Here is a 19,474-nt window from a genome sequence, read left to right as displayed (position 1 = left end):
CATAAACCTCTGCCTTTTATTCATGAATATTAATTTTGTTTCCTTTTAACTTAGGCAGCTTCAATTGGAGAATTCCATCACGATGAGAAGCAGTGACGCTCTGTTCGTTAATAGGGGTAGGTAGGTGAATGGTTCTAGTTACTGTACTAGTTCCTTGTTTTCGCTGAAAGAAACGGGAGGAAGGATGTTCAAGTGTTTCACTTTGTGTATGTGTAATCGTAATTGTCACAGCTTGTGGCAATAGTTCAATGTTGATTTGCTCTTTTTTAATTCCTGGAAGGGATGCAGTAATCAGATAATAAGTAGGTTTATTAAAAAACTCTATAGGAAAGCTTCGTTCTCTCATAGAGCCGAAGAAGTCATCAAGTGATTGCAGCATTCCCTTTACAGGCTTCTCTGAAAAGAGACGGTCCATCGTATGCATAAATTGTGAAAAAGGCTCTCGAGACAGGTGGTTACCGTTGTTTTTTTTATCAGAAGAGGTCATCGCACTGCTCCTTTCGATTAATTCTTCACCTATAACCTATGTCAACCTAACGGGAAGGGTGAATGGTTAATCATACATCTAGTCATCTGAATGAATCTTCGTTACACTGTACAAATAAGGGGTGTAACGGAGATGAAGAAGAAATCACTTTCTGATGTAATTAAGGAATTAAGAACAAATGAGCAAATTATTCATTGGCATGAAATAGAACCGAAGGAAGCGCGGACGAAAGCGCTGCCGGATGAAGTAGATTCACGTATTCAGGCGGCTTTGAAGAGGCGAGGAATCGATAGATTATATACGCATCAATATAGCGCTTTTCAAACCGTTCAAAAAGGGGAACATATTGTGGCTGTTACGCCAACAGCGTCTGGAAAAACACTTTGTTACAACTTACCGGTTCTACAAGCGATTGCTGAAAATAATCAAAATCGAGCTCTTTATCTTTTTCCTACGAAAGCACTAGCTCAGGATCAAAAAAGTGAATTAAATGACATCATTAATGAGATGGGAATCGATATTAAAAGTTTTACCTATGATGGAGATACATCACCTGCTATCCGACAAAAAGTTCGAAAAGCAGGACACATTGTCATTACTAATCCAGATATGCTTCATTCAGCGATTCTTCCTCACCATACCAAATGGGTGAGCTTATTTGAAAATCTAAAATATATTGTTATTGATGAATTACATACGTATCGAGGTGTATTCGGAAGTCATGTTGCGAATGTAATCCGCCGTTTAAAACGAATTTGTGAGTTTTATGGGAGCAATCCGGTTTTTATTTGTACATCAGCGACGATTGCGAATCCGAGAGAATTGGCTGAACAATTAACAGGTCATTCGATGCGATTAATCGATGATAATGGGGCGCCAAGCGGCCGGAAGCACTTTGTTTTTTATAATCCCCCGATTGTGAATCAGCCGCTTAATATACGAAAAAGTGCAACGGTTGAAGTGAATCATTTAGCCAAGCAATTTTTACAAAATAATATTCAAACGATTGTTTTTGCAAGAAGTAGAGTACGAGTAGAAATTATTTTAAGCCATCTACAAGAGCTAGTAAAAAAAGAACTTGGTTCCAAATCGATTAGAGGGTATCGCGGAGGATATTTACCGAAGCAGCGACGAGAAATTGAAAAAGGACTTCGAGAAGGAAGTATTATCGGAGTTGTTAGTACGAATGCGTTGGAACTAGGTGTTGATATTGGTCAGCTGCAAGTATGTGTGATGACGGGATATCCAGGAAGCGTAGCAAGTACTTGGCAGCAAGCAGGACGAGCAGGAAGACGGCATGATGAAGCGTTAATTATTATGGTTGCGAGCTCTACTCCAATTGATCAATATATTGTGCAAAACCCTGATTACTTCTTTGATCGTTCACCAGAATATGCACGAATTAATCCCGAAAATCTCATTATTCTCGTAGATCATCTTAAATGTGCGGCTTATGAATTGCCTTTTCGAACAGGAGAATCGTTTGGCTTGCTAGAAGTAGATGAACTACTAGAATATTTAGTAGAGGAGCGTGTACTACACCAAAATGGTGACAAGTTTTATTGGGCTAATCAATCTTTTCCAGCGACCAATATTAGTTTGCGTTCCGCTTCTCAGGAAAATGTCGTCATTATTGACCAATCAGATGTCGCGAACGTAACCATTATCGGGGAAATGGATCGTTTTAGTGCAATGACACTGTTGCATGATGAAGCGATTTATTTACATGAGGGCATTCAGTATCAAGTAGAAAAGCTAGATTGGGAGCATAAAAAAGCGTACGTTAAAAAAGTAGATGTAGAATACTATACGGATGCCAACTTGGCTGTTCAGCTTAAAGTATTAGAGATTGATCGATCGGTAAATCGGAAACAGACAGCGATTCATTATGGTGATGTAACTGTTAATATGCTCCCGACTATTTTTAAAAAAATTCGTTTGACGACATTTGAAAATATCGGTTCGGGCCCTATTTATTTACCTGAAGAAGAATTGCATACGAGTTCTACATGGTTTGAATTAAGAGAAGTAGACGAAGGGATAGGGGAGAAAGTGCTCGAGCAATTATTGTTAGGTATTGCTCATGTGCTTCAGCATATTGTCCCGATTCATGTGATGTGTGATCGACAAGATATCCATGTTGTTTCCCAAATTAAAGCGAATCACACTGGGTTACCAACGATTTTTTTATACGATCATTACCCGGGTGGAATTGGTTTGGCGGAGGATGTGTACAAACGATTTGATGACATTCGAGCAGCAGCTGTACATTTAATCAGTCAATGTTTATGTGAGAACGGTTGTCCATCATGTGTTGGGATGGAACTAGACGGTATGAATGTGAAGCAAGCATGTATTGATCTGCTCAAGCAGTTTTAATCATTTAAATCAGTAAATAGAGGTGTATGATATTTTGTCATTAAAATCGAAATTAAATCGTCTTAAGCCGCATATGAATAGAGAGGTGGAGCAGAATCCACTTCAGAAAAAGTCGGAAGAAAAAGCAATCCATCAAGTCGACATTCCATATGAAGATAAATGGCGTCAAAATGATACAAGCTGTTATTATTTTGATGGATCGTATTGTTTTATTCGCGAAGTCCGCTATCCGCTTGATTATCAGCATGGTCGTTACTCTTTCTCACAATTACAAACTATTATGAAACAGTGGAACGCGGTGTCTTTTGATCACCCTCTATCTGGGGAAGGGCTGGATAGTGGAGATTTATTCTTCTTTGATACTGAAACAACAGGGCTTAGCGGTGGTGCAGGAAATACGATTTTTTTGCTCGGGTATGCCTATGTAACGGAAACAGAAGTTATTGTGAGACAGCACATTTTGCCGCAGCCAGGTCATGAAATTCCGCTGTATCAAAGTTTTTTAGAGCGAATTAATTATGAAACACTCGTTACCTATAATGGTAAATCTTTTGATTGGCCACAGTTAACGACACAGCATACGCTCATTAAAGAGCATGTGCCGAAGCTTCCGGAGTTTGGTCATTTTGATTTGTATCATGCTTCAAGACGACTTTGGAAAGATCAATTAGAGCGAGTTAAATTATCCGTTGTTGAAACAGATATTCTTGGAGTTGAACGAGTAAATGATATCCCTGGTTATCTAGCTCCAATGATTTATTTTGATTTCGTTGAGCGGAAGGATCCAGAAATTTTATTTGGAATTTTGAAGCATAATGAGTTAGATATTTTATCGCTGATTTCTTTGTACATTCATATTTCGAGACAAATTTTACAAATGGATGGGCACACTGATGAATCTATTAAAGTAGCTCGCTGGCTTGATTACATTGGGGAACAAGAAGGCGCTGTTTCAACGTATGAAGCAGTGAGAAAATCAGGAAGTAATGTAGATCGGTTAACTGCTAGTCATGCTCTTGCTTTTCAAAAAAAACGTCATAAGCAGTTTCAAGAGGCCCTGGATCTTTGGCAAGAGATTGTGAACCATGGCAATTCGCAGCAACGAATAGAAGCGAGTATTGAATGTGCAAAGTTACACGAACATCAATTTAAGGACGTTGCTTCGGCTCTTGAGTATACGGAAAAAGCTTTGCAGGAAATAGAGAACATCATAACAAAGAAAAGTGTGTCTAAATGGCAAGAAGATCTTGAAAGAAGAATCAGTCGTCTAAAACGTAAACGAAATCATGATGGTTAACACTTTACTGTATTGAAATATATAGAAAGAAAGTGGAGATTGGAAGCATGTATAAAACGACTTTAGTTTTATTTTTTGTTGTCCTTTGCCTAACGATTATTGTTTTGACAACGTTTAAGGAGAGTTTCTATTCTTTCTTATGAGGAAAAATTAGGTCTTTTCATCAGTACACGTGTACCTTTCGCTTCATAGTCTGTAAGTGTAAGGCAAAACTAAGACGAAAGGGGACGCTTTTATATGTTTAATCGTAACTCGGGCGGCTTTAAACCATTTCCTGGCAAGGCACCTACAAACGTTGCAGGTGCTGCGATGGGAGGGGCACCTTATTTTCCACCAACACCTTGCCCTATGCCAACACAAGTCTCACCAGCACAAATGGGCCCTATGCCAACTAACGTCTCGCCAGCACAATTTGGTCCTATGCCGCCTCAAACTTTACCAACACAAGTTGCTCCGGCACAAGTTTCACCAACTCAACAAATAGTGAAAACAAATGTAATGAATACGGTTGTTCCACATGTTCATCCAACACATACAACGACTGTCAATAAGCATGTGTTTACGCATCAACATTATTTTCCTCAAACACAATCGGTTGTAAATCAGTGCTTTAATCAACAAATGGTATGTTGCCCGCCGCCTCCGTGTTGTCCACCGAGACCATTTGGATTTTAATTGATATAGGGGCAACGTTGCCCTTATATCCATACATAAGAAGGGGATGTAAAGTATGTAATGAAGGTTTTGTATGTGACAGGCTATAAAGCTTTTGAATTTGGTATTTTTAAGAATGATCATGAAGCGGTCAAATATATAAAAAAAGCGATTAGAAATCGTCTGCAACCTTTAGTGGAAGAAGGGCTGGAATGGGTCATTATTTCTGGGCAGCTAGGAATAGAATTATGGACAGCTGAGGTTGTTTTTGAATTGCAAGAGGAATATTTCGATATCAAACTTGGTGTTTTATTACCATTTTTAAAGCAAGAAGAATCGTGGAATGAGGTAAATCGAGCCTATTATGAATCGATACTGGCACGAGCTCATTTTGTGGACGCTATTTTTAAAAGGCCTTACGAAGGGCCGCAGCAATTACGTATTAAAAATGAGTATATGATTCAAAAAAGTGACGCTATGCTGATTATTTATGATGTAGAAAAAGAAGGGTCACCGAAGTTTGCTTATTTCGCCGCGCTCAAGCGGCATGAACAGGAGGAATATCCGATTTTGGTTATTAGTTTAGATGACCTTCAGCAGGCCGCTGAAGAAAGCGAGTGGACAGATTAATCGTTAGCGTACATTGTTTCACGTAAAGCTCCGGTGACGAATATTGTTGATTTATGCGATTTTGGATTAAATGATCCAAAAATCAACAATATTATTTACAGAACCTGACGTAAAAATGATAAGTTTCGTTGACAAATCCGTAAAGATTTGAAAAAATATAATCAAATTCGATGATTAGCGAAAGTATTGAGGTGAAATCTTATGCTATCTGATAAGATCAAATTAACGGCTAAAGATATTTTAGAGAAAGATTTTAAAACAGCTATGCGCGGTTATAAACCAGAAGATGTAGATCAGTTTTTAGATTTGATTATAAAAGATTATGAAGCCTTTCATCAAGAAATTGAAGACTTGAGGCAGGAAAATCTCAAATTGAAGAAACAAGCGGAGGCTGTTACACCCCAACGCCCGGCACAGCCTGTACAAAGCACGTCTCCAGGGACAACAAACTTTGATATTTTGAAACGTCTATCCAATCTAGAGAAACACGTTTTTGGCAGTAAATTGTTTGACTAGGAACTGAGTTTTTTAGTCTGTCATTAATTTCTATTGTTTTTTATTATGAAATTGGGTATAATTATTTATGTTGACGTTTGGGTAATTGCTGTAGCATTTTTGCTATAGAGGAAAGTCCATGCTCGCACGGGCTGCGATGCCCGTAGTGTTCGTGCCTGGCGAAAAAATAAGCTTGGGCAACAGTTGAACTGTTGACGGCTGGGAAAATGCCTAAGTCCATTTTGGATATGGCATGAATACCTATAAAAGTGCCACAGTGACGTAGCCTTTCTAGAAATAGAAAGGGTGGAACGCGGTAAACCCCACGAGCGAGAAACCCAAATTATGGTAGGGGCGCTTTCTTTCTTGGAAATGAACGAGAAGAAGGACAGAAGCAATTGTTTCTGTAGATAGATGATTACCACCAAAGTACGAGATGATAAGTCGTTTGCAGTACTGAGGAACAAAACATGGCTTATAAAACGTCTTCATACATGAATGGCAACCTATAACTCTCCTTTTAATAAGGGGAGTTTTTGTCTGTTGGCTAAACTTTCATAAATGAGTAGGTAAATGTACTTAAACCTCTACACGAAATAAGTAAAATCGCTTATTATAAGGAGAAGTGTAAATTAAATCGGGGGTTTGAAGGAAGTGACAGACATACAATCTAAAATCACTATTCCAGATATTTATTCTTTATTACAATCTGCGCTGCAACAAATGGAAGAAGGCGCACTTGTTTTTTCACAAGATGGAAAAATTCTCGACTCTAATAGCTCAGCAGAGATTATTACGGGGTATTCAGGGTTTGAATTACATACGGTATTTTTTTCGTCCTTGTTATCGAATAGAGAAGACTATTTATCGATTCGCAAGGCACTAGAGAAGGAAGTTTATCATATTAATTCATTCGATATGGTTCGAAAGAATGGAGAACATTATACGAGTAAGATTAAAATTAGTAAAACTGAGATCGGTCAATCGACACAGCTTTTTTTAGTTACTTTTGAGAATAGTTCTTTTCAAAGTAGAGCAGAGCAAGAACTATTAGTTGCTAGAAAAATATATGAAAACATTGAAGAAGGCGTGTTATACACCGACCACAGAGGAAAAATTCTATCTGTTAATCCTGCATTTGAAATCGTAACAGGGTATTTAGAAGAGGAAGTGCTCGGAAAAAACCCGAATATTTTGCAATCGGGTTATCATCAAGCTGATTTTTATCAAGCGTTGTGGAAGGATGTTCATGAAAAAGGATATTGGAAAGGGGAGATTTGGAATAAGAGAAAGAATGGTGAGATTTTCCCCGAATGGCTCACGATTAGTTCTGTTTCCAATGAGTATGGCCGTGTAACGAATTATGTAGCTGTATTTTCTGATATTACAGATCGCAAGCAAAAAGAAAAACAAATTCAAAAGCTATCCAATTATGATGCATTAACAGGTACGAAGAATCGTTATATATTATTTCAGGAGTTGCTGCGACTGATTGAAACAGCTAATAAATATAATCAATTGCTTGCTGTTTTATTTCTTGATTTAGATCGATTTAAAGTGATTAACGAAACATTAGGACATAATTATGGAGATTTATTATTAAAAAAAGTTGCCTCTCGTATTAAAGGGATGTTAAAAAATAAAGATTTAATTGCACGTTTTGGCGGCGATGAATTTGTCATCGTTTTGCCGAATATTAAGCATGCGAGGGAAGCTGTTCAAATTTCAGAGGATATTATACAGGCTTTGGAGCAACCTTTTTTACTTGATAATCAAGAAGTGTATGCGACGACGAGCATTGGTATTTCCTTATATCCACATGATGGTGATGGCGTAGAGGTATTGATTAAAAATGCAGAAAAAGCGGTGCATAAAGCAAAAGCGAATGGCGGAAGCAGCTTTGAATTATTTTATGAAGAACTGCAGCCCTTTAATAAGTCAAGGCGTATCATTCTTGAAAATGGATTGCGAAAAGCGATAGAGAATGATGAACTAATGCTGTATTACCAGCCGCAAGCTTCTTTGAAGACCGGACATCTCACTGGAGTGGAAGCGCTTTTACGTTGGCATCATTCAGAATTGGGCTATATTTCTCCAGGGGAATTTATTCCAATAGCTGAAGAAACAGGATTGATTATTCCAATTAGTGAATGGGTTATTAATCAAGCTTGTGAAGAGGTTAAACGATTACATGTTTCGGGGTATACTAATCTTAAAGTCGGGATTAATATTTCAGGCGTGCACTTTAGTCAAAGTGATTTTTCGAAAAGGGTAAGTGAAATTATTCAAAATACAAACATTAATCCATATAATGTAGACTTAGAATTAACGGAAAGTATGATTATGCCTAATGCAAAGGATTCCATTGATAAGTTAGTGAAGCTTAAGCGAATGGGTCTGAAATTATCGATTGATGATTTTGGTACAGGTTATTCATCTCTTAGCTATCTTCATCGCTTTCCAATTGATACATTAAAAATTGATCAAAGCTTTATTCGAAATTTAATGTCGGTTAAAGGGGATGCGGCCATTATCAAAGCAATTATTACGATGGCTAAAACACTACAGCTAGATATTATTGCTGAGGGAGTCGAAGATAAAAAACAATTAGACTTTCTTGAGCAGGAGAATTGTGATATTATTCAAGGGTTTTATTTATCTAAACCGATCCCTTTTCCAGAGCTAGTGCAATTTTTAGAAATGTGGAATCCGGACATGTTAAGCGGAAAGTAGGTGCTATATAAAATGAAATCATTTGATATCATTGCCACATCGGCAATGGGATTAGAGTCTGTTGTAGCCAAGGAAGTGCGTAATCTCGGCTACGAATGTACAGTAGACAATGGGAAAGTTATATATAAGGGAGATGCGGCTGCGATTGCGCGCTCTAACCTTTGGCTAAGAAGCGCCGATCGGATTAAGATTAAAGTGGGCGAATTCAAGGCAACTACATTTGATGAATTATTTGAAAAAACGAAAGCATTAAATTGGGAAGATTATTTATCGGTGGATGCGGAGTTTCCTGTTAGCGGAAAATCTGTTAAATCTACTTTATACAGTGTGCCGGACTGTCAAGCGATTGTTAAAAAGGCTATCGTTGACCGCTTAAAGCATAAATATAAGCAAGTATCGTGGTTTACGGAAAGTGGTCCCCTCTTTAAAATTGAGGTAGCGATTTTAAAAGATATCGTCACGTTAACGATTGATACATCTGGGGCGGGTTTACATAAGCGGGGATATCGCAGCGGACAAGGTGAAGCTCCGCTAAAAGAAACAATGGCGGCAGCTTTAATCATGTTAACCAATTGGCATGCGGATAAACCATTTATCGATCCGTTCTGCGGTTCAGGAACGATTCCGATTGAAGCGGCTTTAATTGGGCAAAATATTGCACCAGGCTTTAATCGTGAGTTTGTATCAGAAAGTTGGGGCTGGTTTGATGCGAAAATTTGGGATGACGTACGTACAGAAGCTGAAGATTTAGCAAAGTACGATCAACCGCTAGATATTTCTGGTTCTGATATTGATCACCGAATGGTTGAGATTGCGAAGGCGAATAGTGTCGAAGCGGGACTTGGTGATCTCCTTGATTTTAAACAAATGCAAGTGCGTGATATTTCAACGAAGAAGGAATATGGTGTGATTGTCGGCAATCCCCCGTATGGAGAGCGGATTGGAGAGAAGAAAGCGGTCGAAAAGATGTATCAAGAAATGGGGCAAGCCTTTGCTAAGCTGGATACATGGTCGATCTATATCATCACATCTCATCCAGACTTTGAGCGACTGTATGGTAAACCAGCTACGAAGAAGCGTAAACTCTTTAACGGATTTATTCGCACAGATTATTATCAGTACTGGGGGAAACGTCCGCCGCGTAAAGAGTGATAGGACAATTTTTGTAAAAAATATGGTTATGGGCGTTTGATAATTCGTTCCAACCTTGCTTATCATTCCCTTTTCTGCTATTCTAAAGAAGAATTATTTTTGTTCTAGGTTTAAGGAAAGCCCTTAATATTTCATGAGCAAGGATAGTAATACAATGTGTCGTAAGCGCACTAGGAGGCAACAAAAATGGAACAAGGTAAAGTAAAATGGTTTAACGCAGAAAAAGGTTTTGGATTCATCGAACGTGAAGGTGGAGACGATGTATTCGTACATTTCTCAGCAATCCAAGGCGAAGGATTCAAAACATTAGAAGAAGGACAAGACGTGACTTTTGAAGTAGAACAAGGTCAACGCGGACCTCAAGCTTCTAACGTTACTAAAGCTTAATTCTAAAACACAGACAGACTCTCCAATTAGGGAGTCTGTTTTTTTATGTAAAGCTGCTAATCCATAATACTGTTTAGCGTCCAATTATGTAAAAATCTTGACCATTTTAAAAAAATAAAGGATAATATAAATTTGTCTTAGAATATATACTACATAGGAATAATTGACTGTTCCTTTATAAAAAATAGAGAAGATGTTAAACAAAGGGGAGACAAAAATGCTTAAAACACTACCTTTTCCAGTTACTAAAGAAGATTCTTTTTATGATAAACTTTCCGAATGGATCGGTGATGTTTTTTACGATATTCTTCCCGATAAAGGCTTTGAGCTACGTGATGAGCAAGTTTTTATGGCTTTTCAATTGGAAAAAGCATTTAAGGAAAAGAAGATAAGCTTTGCTGAAGCGGGGGTTGGAACAGGGAAAACCCTTGTGTACTTACTGTATGCGCTTTGTTATGCGCGTTATACGAATAAACCGGCGATTATATCTTGTGCAGATGAGACGCTGATTGAACAGCTTGTTAAAAAAGAAGGAGACATTCAAAAGATTAAGGATGCTCTTGGTATTACGATGGATGTACGCTTAGCGAAATATCATGATCAATATGTGTGCTTGAAGAAACTGGATCATGCAATCAATCATATCGATTCAGAAGGGATTGATCGATTGTATGATGAATTACCTAGCTTTGTACATGATCATGGATCCATGACTTCCTATACTCCTTATGGAGATCGAAAGCAATATCCATATTTAGATGATGAAGACTGGGGGGAAGTTGGTTGGGATGCGCTGCAAAACTGCTTTACTTGCGATAAGCGTCATCGTTGTGGACAAACATTATCACGTGACTATTATCGAAAAGCAGCAGATCTTATTATTTGTTCTCATGATTTCTTCATGGAACATGTATGGACAAAGGAGAAGCGTAAACGAGAAGGTCAATTGCCATTGTTGCCTGAGCATAGCTGTGTGGTTTTTGATGAAGGTCACTTACTAGAATTATCTGCTCAAAAAGCACTTACGTATAAAATTGGTGAGCAAACACTAGAAACAGTGCTAGAGCTTTTATCTGCGAATCAAGTTCGTGAAGAAACTTTATTTATGATTGAAGACTTAATTGATCTTAATGAAGAATTCTTTTACCTTTTAAAAGAAAAGGCGATTCATGTTAGCGGTTCAAATCGCTATGAAATTCCTTCATCGACACAATTAACGAGTTTTGCTCTTACATTTCAGCGGCAAATTGAAAAGCTGGAAGAAAGTTTAGTATTTGAAGCAGAAATGTATACGATTAATGAGTATGATTTGAATGTTGTTGAAGAATATTTAGAACAACTCGGGTATTCGTTATCGCTGTTTGCTAGGAACGAACAAGCGATTACGTGGTTTGAAGAAAATGCTGAAACGAAAACGCTCGTTATTATGCCGCGTCTTGTAAAAGATATTTTAGCTGAGCAAGTATTTAATAAACAGCTTCCATATATTTTCTCATCTGCTACGTTATCGGATAATCAATCGTTTGAGTATATTGCTGATAGTCTTGGGATTCAAGATTACTTAAGTTTTTCTGTCGAATCTCCATTTGATTACGATGAGGTAATGAGTATTTATATGCCTGCTTTTGAAGAAAGTCAAGGACAAGATAAGCTGCAGTATACGTTGAAAACAATTGAGGAAAATGAAGGAAAGACACTTGTTCTCTTTCAATCGAAGGAAGAATTGCAATGGTTCCGTAAACACTGTTCAGAAAGCAGCTATCCGTTTTATTTTGAGGGAGATGCAGAAATCAGTGAACTTGTGAAAAAATTTCAAGAAGAAGAGCAGTCTGTTCTGCTTTCCTATCATTTATGGGAAGGGTTGGATGTACCAGGAGCATCGCTTGAAAATGTCGTCATTTTCTCTTTGCCGTTCCCGCCTCATGACCCGGTTTTCACAGCGCAACGAAAAGCGGTAGATGAGCCGTTTGAAAAAGTAGATATGCCGTACATGTTATTACGATTAAGACAAGGGATTGGCCGTTTAATTCGAACGAGTGAAGATAAAGGTTCTGTACATATTTTACTTGAAAAAGATGTGCAGCCAGCTGTAGTTGAAAAAATTGTTTCTGTTTTACCGACAAAAGTACAAGCCTAGAAAAAAAGTCAAGGCGGATCATATAAGCCGCCTTGACTTTTTTAGGCTTTGTTAAACAATATTTTTGATAAAATGAGTCAAAAATCAACAACGTTCTATAATAAGGCCTTCTTTATAATAAGAGGGTTTTTCATTTTATTTGTGTTGGACAGATGTATAGTGACTCATGGCTTCTTCAATGGATTGATAGACAATATCAACCATTTGCTGTAGTTCTTCTTGTTTCATAGCTAATACTGGCATCATCGTAATAACGGGACCTAGTTCACGAATAATTAATCCTTTTGATCGAGCTATCATAATAATTTGATTAACAATTGGTTCATGAACAGAAAATGTTTCTTTCGATTTCCGATTCTTCACAATTTCAATTCCGACCATTAATCCGCGCTGTCTAATATCGCCGACAATTGGAAGCTCGTAAAGTTTAGATAAATATTGACTAAATGCTTTTGCTTTTATTTGAATATTTTTGACTAGTTCTCTTTGTTCAATTAATTCGATATTTTTTATGGCAATCGAACAGGCTAATTGGTTTCCTGTATATGTATGGCCATGATAAAACGTTTTCTGTTCTTCAGGATTTCCTAAGAAGGCATTATATACTTTATCGCTTGCAATTGTGGCAGCTAATGGCATATAGCCTCCTGTAATGCCTTTTGCAATACACATAATATCAGGTACTACCTGTTCTTGTTCACAAGCAAAAAGAGTTCCGGTCCGACCGAATCCTACGGCTACTTCATCGCAAATTAACAATACATCATACGCTCGGCATAATCTTTCCACTTCTTTCAAAAATCCATGTGGCTGCGTAATCATACCAGCTGCTCCTTGGACTAAAGGCTCGATAATTAACCCGGCAATATGCTCTGATTCTGCCTGTAACAATTCTTTAAGTCTGTGCAGGCAATAGCGTTTTACTTCTTCTTCATTGCCGATTTCATCCATTCGATAGGTATACGGGCAAGGGATTGCAATTCGTTCAAATAAAAGCGGCTGGAAAATTCGATGGTACAAGTCCATTCCTCCAACGCTGACTGCTCCAATCGTGTCTCCATGATAAGCCTCATCAAGAGAAATAAATTTGTTCTTATGTTTATATTTTTCTGAATCGATATTTTGCCAGTATTGATAGGCAATTTTTAAGGCAATCTCAACAGACGCTGACCCTGTATCTGAGTAAAACACTTTAGATAAGTTTCCTGGAGTGATTTCTGCTAGTTTTTTTGCGAGTAAAATAGATGGCACATTTGCTGAACCAAGTAATGTAGAATGAGAAATTTTTTCGATTTGTTCATGCAGCGCTGAATTGAGCTCAGGATCACTATGACCGTGTACATTGACCCAAAGAGAGGCATATCCATCTAAGTAAGCTTTTCCTTCTATATCAAAGAGGTAGCTGCCTTTTCCTTTTTCAATAATTAATGGGTTATTTTGAATATACGATTTCATTTGAGTGAATGGATGCCAAACATATTCTTTATCCCATTGTTCTAATTGTTTATTTGTGTAGGACACAATTAAACACCTCCTGAATTTGTGTGACAAAATGATTATTTTGAACCAGTTCTTCAATGAGTTGGTCCATTTCTGTATGTATATTTTCGAAATTTGGCAAACAAACAAGCGGTGAAACAGCTATTAATTTTTCAATTGTTTGCACATTATCTTGATGAATCTCATTCGTATGATTGAACCGATTAAAGATGATAGATTGGATGTTTAATTGACATGCTTGTGCATATGTAAAAGTAGTCAAAGCGTCGTGAATAGCACCTAACCCACTAGGGGAGACAGCGATAATCGGCAAATCTGCATCTATTACTAAATCTTTTGTCATGTAAAAACCTGTTTTTTGTTCAATTAGTGGAACAGCCAATCCTCCAGCTCCTTCTACAAGGACTACATCAAACTCTTTTTGTAATTGTTGAATTCGATTTAAAATCCGTTGGATATCAATTTCTTGCTGAGTTAATCGGATTGCGAGATGAGGAGATGTTTCTGGTTTAAGTTGATAAATTCCTGAATTCTCTACTCCTAATTCCGTTTCAAACCAATGGAGATCTGGATAACCTTGTATATCTTCTCTATATCCAGTTTGAAAAGGTTTACAAATCATTGTTTTAACGCCTAATTGATTCAGTGTTTTATACAAGAAACTCGTTACCATTGTTTTTCCAATATCGGTTCCTGTCCCGGTTATAAAATAAGCTTGTCCCACTCTCTTTATCTCCTTTTCTATCAAGTAATGCACTCTTACAAGTAGTTTGTTTTCTGTTTATTCTCTGTCGGCTGAGCTGCCTGTGAATCTAATATAAAACGTCGAATTTGAGGTTTTAGTCGATAAATTAAGATAGAGCATATAACACAAAGTAATAAATCACCTGGAATTGGTAAAATCATGCCGAAGAATAAAGTGTCTTGAATGGATAAAGGTTTTTCTATAATCCATTTCATAGAACCATAAAGCCATGCACAACCAAATAGGTATACGACCGAAAGTGTGGCTGCATTAGCTAAAAAAATAGAAAATATCTTTTGTAATTGTAGTTTTTGAATGAGATATCCGTTTAATGCAGCGCCGGCAATATAACCTAATAAGTAACCAAATGTAGGTTTGAAAATATAACCGAAACCGCCTCCTTCAGCAAAAACAGGTACTCCAATAAGTCCAATTGTTACGTAACAAATTTGACTTAACATACCGATACGAGGCCCTAATAAAGCACCAGCAAGGTAAACAGGCACAATTTGGAGTGTGAATGGTATGTACGGGATTGGAATTTTAATATAGGCTCCGACAACTGTTAGAGCGGTAAATAAAGAAATATAGGCCAATGTTTTTGCCCTCACATAAAACACCCCCTTTCACTGCATTTTAGTTTGCACTATTCATTTTATAATGTCAACCTAAAAATAATTAGGTTTACAATTTGAGTGGGGATGTTTTTACCATAAATCAATTAATAGAAAAAGTATGATTATTTATGGACTTCACATAATATGGTAAAGTTAAAAGGATTGAAAGGGGGAATAGCAAAGTGGCTATTGCAATCGATAAGGTTGAACGAGAATTTTTAGAATATATAAAAAAAATCGCTGCCTATCATGAGGCACTTTCTGTGATTTATTGGGACTTACGTACAGGAGCTCCAAAAAAAGGGGTCGAACAGCGTTCAGAAGTTATTGGGATGTTGTCATCTGAAGTGTTTAAAATGGGTACGAGCAAGGAAATGGCTCACTTTATTGCAACGCTTTCAGCAAAGGATAACCAAGCTCAATTATCAGAAGTAACAAAAAGAATGGTAGAAGAATGTAAAAAAAATTATGAACGTAATAAAAAGATTCCAATGGATGAATATAAGGAATTTGTCATCTTACAATCTAAATCGACAAGCGCTTGGGAAGAGGCTCGTGAAAAAGCAGACTTTTCTTTATTTCAACCGTATTTAGAACAGATTGTTGCTTGTACAAGAAAATTCATTAAATATTGGGGATATGAACGCTATAAGTATAATACGTTATTAGATATGTATGAACCAGGTATGACGGTTGACGTATTAGATCAAGTATTTGCTGAGCTGCGTGAAAGGATTGTACCGCTTGTTAAACAAACTTCAATGAGCTCGCATCAACCAGATACATCATTTTTGTATAAATATTTTCCAAAAGAAAAGCAAAAACAATTTAGTTTAGACATTCTAAAGCAACTGGGCTATGACTTTGATTCAGGACGACTAGATGAAACAGTTCATCCATTTGCGACAGGGATTAATCGCGGTGATGTGAGGGTGACGACTCGCTATGATGAATATGATTTTCGTGGAGCCATATTCGGAACGATTCACGAGTGTGGTCATGCAATTTATGAACAAAATATCTCAAGTGCGTTAACAGGAACATTGTTAGATGACGGGACTTCGATGGGAATTCATGAATCGCAATCGCTATTTTTTGAGAATTTCATTGGTCGAAATAAGTATTTTTGGGAGAAGCAATATCCGTTGTTACAAAAATACGCTCCGGAACAATTTGCCGGTGTATCACTGGAGAGCTTCTACCGAGCCATTAACGAATCGAAGCCTTCCCTCATTAGAGTAGAGGCGGATGAACTTACATATCCTCTTCATATTATGATTCGTTATGAAATTGAAAAATCGCTATTTGATGGTGAATTAGAAGTAAAAGATTTACCGAAAGTATGGAATGATAAATATGAAGAATATTTAGGGATTGTGCCAGACAATGATGGAGTAGGTGTTTTACAAGATGTGCATTGGTCTGACGGAAGTTTTGGTTATTTCCCATCTTATGCACTAGGGTATATGTATGCAGCTCAAATGAAACAAACAATATTGAGAGACTTGCCTCATTATGACCAGCTATTAACAAGCGGTAACATCGAACCAATTAAGCAATGGTTGAATGAACGGATCCATCAGTATGGGAAAATGAAGAAACCATTAGACATTTTGAAGGAAACGACAGGAGAAGGTCTAAATGCACAATACTTGATTTCCTATTTAGAGGATAAATATAGGGATGTCTATAAATTGAATTGAATCATCAACAAAAGCCTTGGACGCCAAGGCTTTTATTGATGATTAGGCATATTATACAGTCTCTCGATTTTAAGTACATAGCTTCTAACGGACAAATTTATGTATAATAGTTGAAGTAACTATCGGGAGTGTTCTGTAGAATTAAACTATAGAAATAAATTTGTAATTTTCAAAAAATACGAACGATGAATTCGTATTCGGAAAATAAGTTCGTCTTTTTCTTGGAAAATAGCTTTTCAAAAGTGTATAACGTTGCTATAATGCATGTATTGCATCTAATAGTTTCGCTCGTATAATCGTGGGGATTGGCCCACAAGTTTCTACCGGATTACCGTAAATAATCCGACTATGAGTGGGAAATAAATCTTGTGTATCACGAATGATGAATGTATCCACATTCGTAGAAGCCCGAGAACTATTGTCTCACTTTAACAGACAATCGTTCCCGGGCTTTTTGCATAGTTCAAAATCGTGATATTTGCCTAGATGGCTAACAGATAAACATCCTAGATTGGGAGGAAGCTTTATGCAGCTTTTAAAGGAAAAGATTTTAAACGAAGGAGAAGCTCTTTCGGAAACAATTTTGAAGGTGGACTCGTTTTTGAATCACCAAATGGACCCCGTGCTTATGAAAAAAATGGGGGAAGAATTTGCAAAGAGATTTGAGGGAAAAGAGATTACAAAAGTGTTAACGATTGAATCGTCAGGAATTGGTCCTGGTGTGATGACGGCATTAACATTAGATGTACCTCTAATCTTTGCTCGTAAACGTAAATCATTGACGTTAACGGAAGATTTAATCACTTCTTCTGTTCACTCGTTCACGAAACAAGAAACAAATACTATTACGGTTTCTAATAAGTATATTGTCCCAGGAGACAAAGTTTTAATTATTGATGATTTTCTCGCGGTAGGTCAAGCGGCAAGAGGCTTAGTGGATATTTGTAACCAAGTCGATGCAGAAGTTGTTGGTATTGGAATTGTCATTGAGAAAGCTTTCCAAGATGGAGGCAAGGAATTACGAGATCAAGGTTTCCAAGTGGAATCGCTTGCTCGAATTCAAGCATTGAAAAAAGGCGAAATTACTTTTGCAGAAGAAATGGAAGGAGCCGCTGCTCATGTCTAAACAGTCACCGATGAAGGTTGGTTCACTAGGATTACAGCATGTTCTTGCGATGTATGCAGGAGCGGCTGTTATTCCTCTAATTGTCGGCGGAGCTTTAAAGTTAACCGCTGAGCAATTAACGTATTTAGTTTCGATTGACCTTTTAATGTGTGGAGTTGCTACCCTGCTTCAAGTTTGGAAAAATAAATTTTTTGGAATTGGTCTTCCTGTTGTATTAGGATGTACATTTACAGCCGTAGGTCCTATGATTGCAATCGGAAGTCAGTATGGGGTTACATCTATCTATGGTTCTATTCTAGTTTCTGGATTGATTGTCCTTTTAATTAGTAATTTTTTTGGAAAATTGGCAATGTTCTTCCCTCCAGTTGTAACAGGTTCCGTTGTAACGATTATCGGGCTTACGTTAATTCCTGCTGCGATTAATAATATGGGGGGCGGACAAGGAGCACCTGATTTTGGAGCGTTAGATAATATTGGTTTAGCTTTTGGAACGCTGATTTTTATTCTTCTTATGTACAAGTTTTCTACTGGTTTCATTCGTTCTATTTCGATCTTAATCGGATTGATTGGTGGAACAATTGTTGCTTATTTTATGGGAAAAGTAAGCTTTAAAGCAGTAGAGGATGCATCGTGGCTACACATGCCTGATATGTTTTACTTTGGTACACCTACCTTTAATGTGACAGCTATTATTATTATGACATTAGTAGCTATTGTTAGTTTAGTAGAATCAACAGGTGTATATTACGCATTAGGAGAAATTACGGGTAAAGACATTAAAGAAAAAGATTTAGTTGGCGGATATCGTTCAGAAGGTATTGCAACGATTATCGGTGGATTATTTAATTCTTTTCCGTATACAGCTTTTTCGCAAAACGTTGGCTTAATTCAATTATCGGGTGCTAAATCGAAGAATGTTATTTTTACAGCAGCTGGTATTATGATTGTAATTGGGTTTATGCCAAAAATCGGTGCGTTTACAACGATCATTCCTTCTGCTGTTCTAGGTGGAGCAATGATCGCTATGTTCGGTATGGTAGTAGCAGCTGGTATCAAAATGCTAAGTAAAGTAGATTTTAATTCACAAGGAAATTTATTAGTTATTGCTTGCTCTGTCGGAATGGGTCTAGGTGTTTCCGTTGTTCCAGGTTTATTTTCTCAAGTTCCAGAGAGTATGAAGGTTTTAACGGATAGTGGAATTGTTGCTGGTAGTTTAACAGCTATTGTTCTGAATATTGTGTTTAATATGATTCCATCGAAAAAAGAGAAACAGGCTCCTGTAGAAGTGAAGAAAGCGGCTTAATATAAAGAACTACCTTCTTAACTCGAATTTGAGTTAGGAAGGTAGTTTTTTTTGTCAATATCTTCTCTTCTCTTGCATATACTGTAAATAATATATAGAGAGAAAGTAAGTGAGCCGAGATGGAGAAGA

Annotated in this window: 16 protein-coding genes, 1 other RNA gene and 1 riboswitch; of the genes, 13 read left to right on the top strand and 4 right to left on the bottom strand. The window is 37.2% G+C overall.

Annotated features, from left to right (window positions below; translation table 11 throughout):
• Positions 1-16: 16 nt before the first annotated feature.
• Entirely contained in the window at positions 17-487 is a 471-nt protein-coding gene (locus V7068_RS18105) for an Hsp20/alpha crystallin family protein (RefSeq protein ID WP_499713933.1), read from the bottom strand.
• A 132-nt stretch (positions 488-619) separates the two neighbouring features.
• Between V7068_RS18105 and V7068_RS18100 the strand changes: the two genes are divergently transcribed.
• The 10 genes from V7068_RS18100 (at position 620) to V7068_RS18055 (ending at position 12,351) form a co-directional block, all read left to right on the top strand.
• Positions 620-2,866 carry a DEAD/DEAH box helicase gene (locus V7068_RS18100; protein ID WP_499713932.1) on the top strand — a complete coding sequence of 749 codons (2,247 nt, stop codon included), beginning with the start codon at positions 620-622 and terminating at the stop codon, positions 2,864-2,866.
• A 34-nt stretch (positions 2,867-2,900) separates the two neighbouring features.
• Positions 2,901-4,163, top strand: a complete 1,263-nt coding sequence (locus V7068_RS18095; protein WP_499713931.1) for a ribonuclease H-like domain-containing protein — start codon at positions 2,901-2,903, stop codon at positions 4,161-4,163.
• A gap of 237 nt (positions 4,164-4,400) precedes the next feature.
• On the top strand, positions 4,401-4,838 hold the full coding sequence (locus V7068_RS18090) for a CotD family spore coat protein (RefSeq protein WP_499713930.1): 438 nt from the start codon (positions 4,401-4,403) through the stop codon (positions 4,836-4,838).
• Positions 4,839-4,898: 60 nt separating this feature from the next.
• A complete protein-coding gene (locus tag V7068_RS18085) occupies positions 4,899-5,447 on the top strand; it encodes an SLOG family protein (protein WP_499713929.1) in 549 nt (182 codons plus the stop codon).
• 201 nt (positions 5,448-5,648) lie between these two features.
• Positions 5,649-5,963, top strand: coding sequence for a cell division regulator GpsB (gpsB, locus tag V7068_RS18080; protein ID WP_499713928.1), 315 nt, complete (start codon positions 5,649-5,651; stop codon positions 5,961-5,963).
• 73 nt (positions 5,964-6,036) lie between these two features.
• An RNA gene (gene rnpB, locus V7068_RS18075) (RNase P RNA component class B) lies at positions 6,037-6,425 on the top strand.
• 171 nt (positions 6,426-6,596) lie between these two features.
• The gene (locus tag V7068_RS18070) at positions 6,597-8,675 is read left to right on the top strand and encodes a putative bifunctional diguanylate cyclase/phosphodiesterase (RefSeq protein WP_499713927.1); all 2,079 of its coding nucleotides are present in this window, start codon (positions 6,597-6,599) and stop codon (positions 8,673-8,675) included.
• Between the two features lie 12 nt (positions 8,676-8,687).
• Positions 8,688-9,827 (top strand): THUMP domain-containing class I SAM-dependent RNA methyltransferase, encoded by a 1,140-nt coding sequence (locus V7068_RS18065; RefSeq protein ID WP_499713926.1) that lies wholly within the window; start codon positions 8,688-8,690, stop codon positions 9,825-9,827.
• Between the two features lie 186 nt (positions 9,828-10,013).
• Complete coding sequence (locus tag V7068_RS18060) at positions 10,014-10,214, top strand: cold-shock protein (RefSeq protein WP_119115303.1); 201 nt, start codon at positions 10,014-10,016, stop codon at positions 10,212-10,214.
• Between the two features lie 217 nt (positions 10,215-10,431).
• The gene (locus V7068_RS18055; RefSeq protein ID WP_499713925.1) at positions 10,432-12,351 is read left to right on the top strand and encodes an ATP-dependent DNA helicase; all 1,920 of its coding nucleotides are present in this window, start codon (positions 10,432-10,434) and stop codon (positions 12,349-12,351) included.
• A 135-nt stretch (positions 12,352-12,486) separates the two neighbouring features.
• Here the strand turns inward: V7068_RS18055 and bioA are convergent, their stop codons facing one another.
• Genes bioA through V7068_RS18040 form a run of 3 tightly spaced genes read right to left on the bottom strand, consistent with a single transcriptional unit; the run spans position 12,487 to position 15,207 of the window.
• On the bottom strand, positions 12,487-13,872 hold the full coding sequence (gene bioA, locus V7068_RS18050; protein WP_499713924.1) for an adenosylmethionine--8-amino-7-oxononanoate transaminase: 1,386 nt from the start codon (positions 13,870-13,872) through the stop codon (positions 12,487-12,489).
• Complete coding sequence (gene bioD / locus V7068_RS18045) at positions 13,856-14,575, bottom strand: dethiobiotin synthase (RefSeq protein ID WP_499713923.1); 720 nt, start codon at positions 14,573-14,575, stop codon at positions 13,856-13,858. Before bioD ends, bioA begins: the two co-directional genes overlap by 17 nt.
• A gap of 35 nt (positions 14,576-14,610) precedes the next feature.
• On the bottom strand, positions 14,611-15,207 hold the full coding sequence (locus tag V7068_RS18040; RefSeq protein WP_127761121.1) for a biotin transporter BioY: 597 nt from the start codon (positions 15,205-15,207) through the stop codon (positions 14,611-14,613).
• A 188-nt stretch (positions 15,208-15,395) separates the two neighbouring features.
• On the opposite strand from V7068_RS18040, the gene V7068_RS18035 reads away from it, so the two are divergent.
• The 3 genes from V7068_RS18035 to V7068_RS18025 all read left to right on the top strand — a co-directional run bounded on the left by V7068_RS18035 (position 15,396) and on the right by V7068_RS18025 (position 19,345).
• The gene (locus V7068_RS18035) at positions 15,396-16,916 is read left to right on the top strand and encodes a carboxypeptidase M32 (RefSeq protein WP_499713922.1); all 1,521 of its coding nucleotides are present in this window, start codon (positions 15,396-15,398) and stop codon (positions 16,914-16,916) included.
• Positions 16,917-17,184: 268 nt separating this feature from the next.
• Positions 17,185-17,285, top strand: a riboswitch (purine riboswitch).
• A gap of 157 nt (positions 17,286-17,442) precedes the next feature.
• A complete protein-coding gene (locus V7068_RS18030) occupies positions 17,443-18,042 on the top strand; it encodes a xanthine phosphoribosyltransferase (protein ID WP_127761119.1) in 600 nt (199 codons plus the stop codon).
• Entirely contained in the window at positions 18,035-19,345 is a 1,311-nt protein-coding gene (locus V7068_RS18025) for a nucleobase:cation symporter-2 family protein (protein WP_499713921.1), read from the top strand. Before V7068_RS18030 ends, V7068_RS18025 begins: the two co-directional genes overlap by 8 nt.
• Positions 19,346-19,474 lie beyond the last annotated feature (129 nt).

This window comes from Bacillus sp. JJ634, assembly GCF_036962285.1.
GTDB classification, from domain to species: domain Bacteria; phylum Bacillota; class Bacilli; order Bacillales; family DSM-1321; genus Peribacillus; species Peribacillus asahii_A.
Note: the sequence above shows the minus strand (reverse complement) of the source record. Positions and strands in the feature narration are given on the sequence as shown.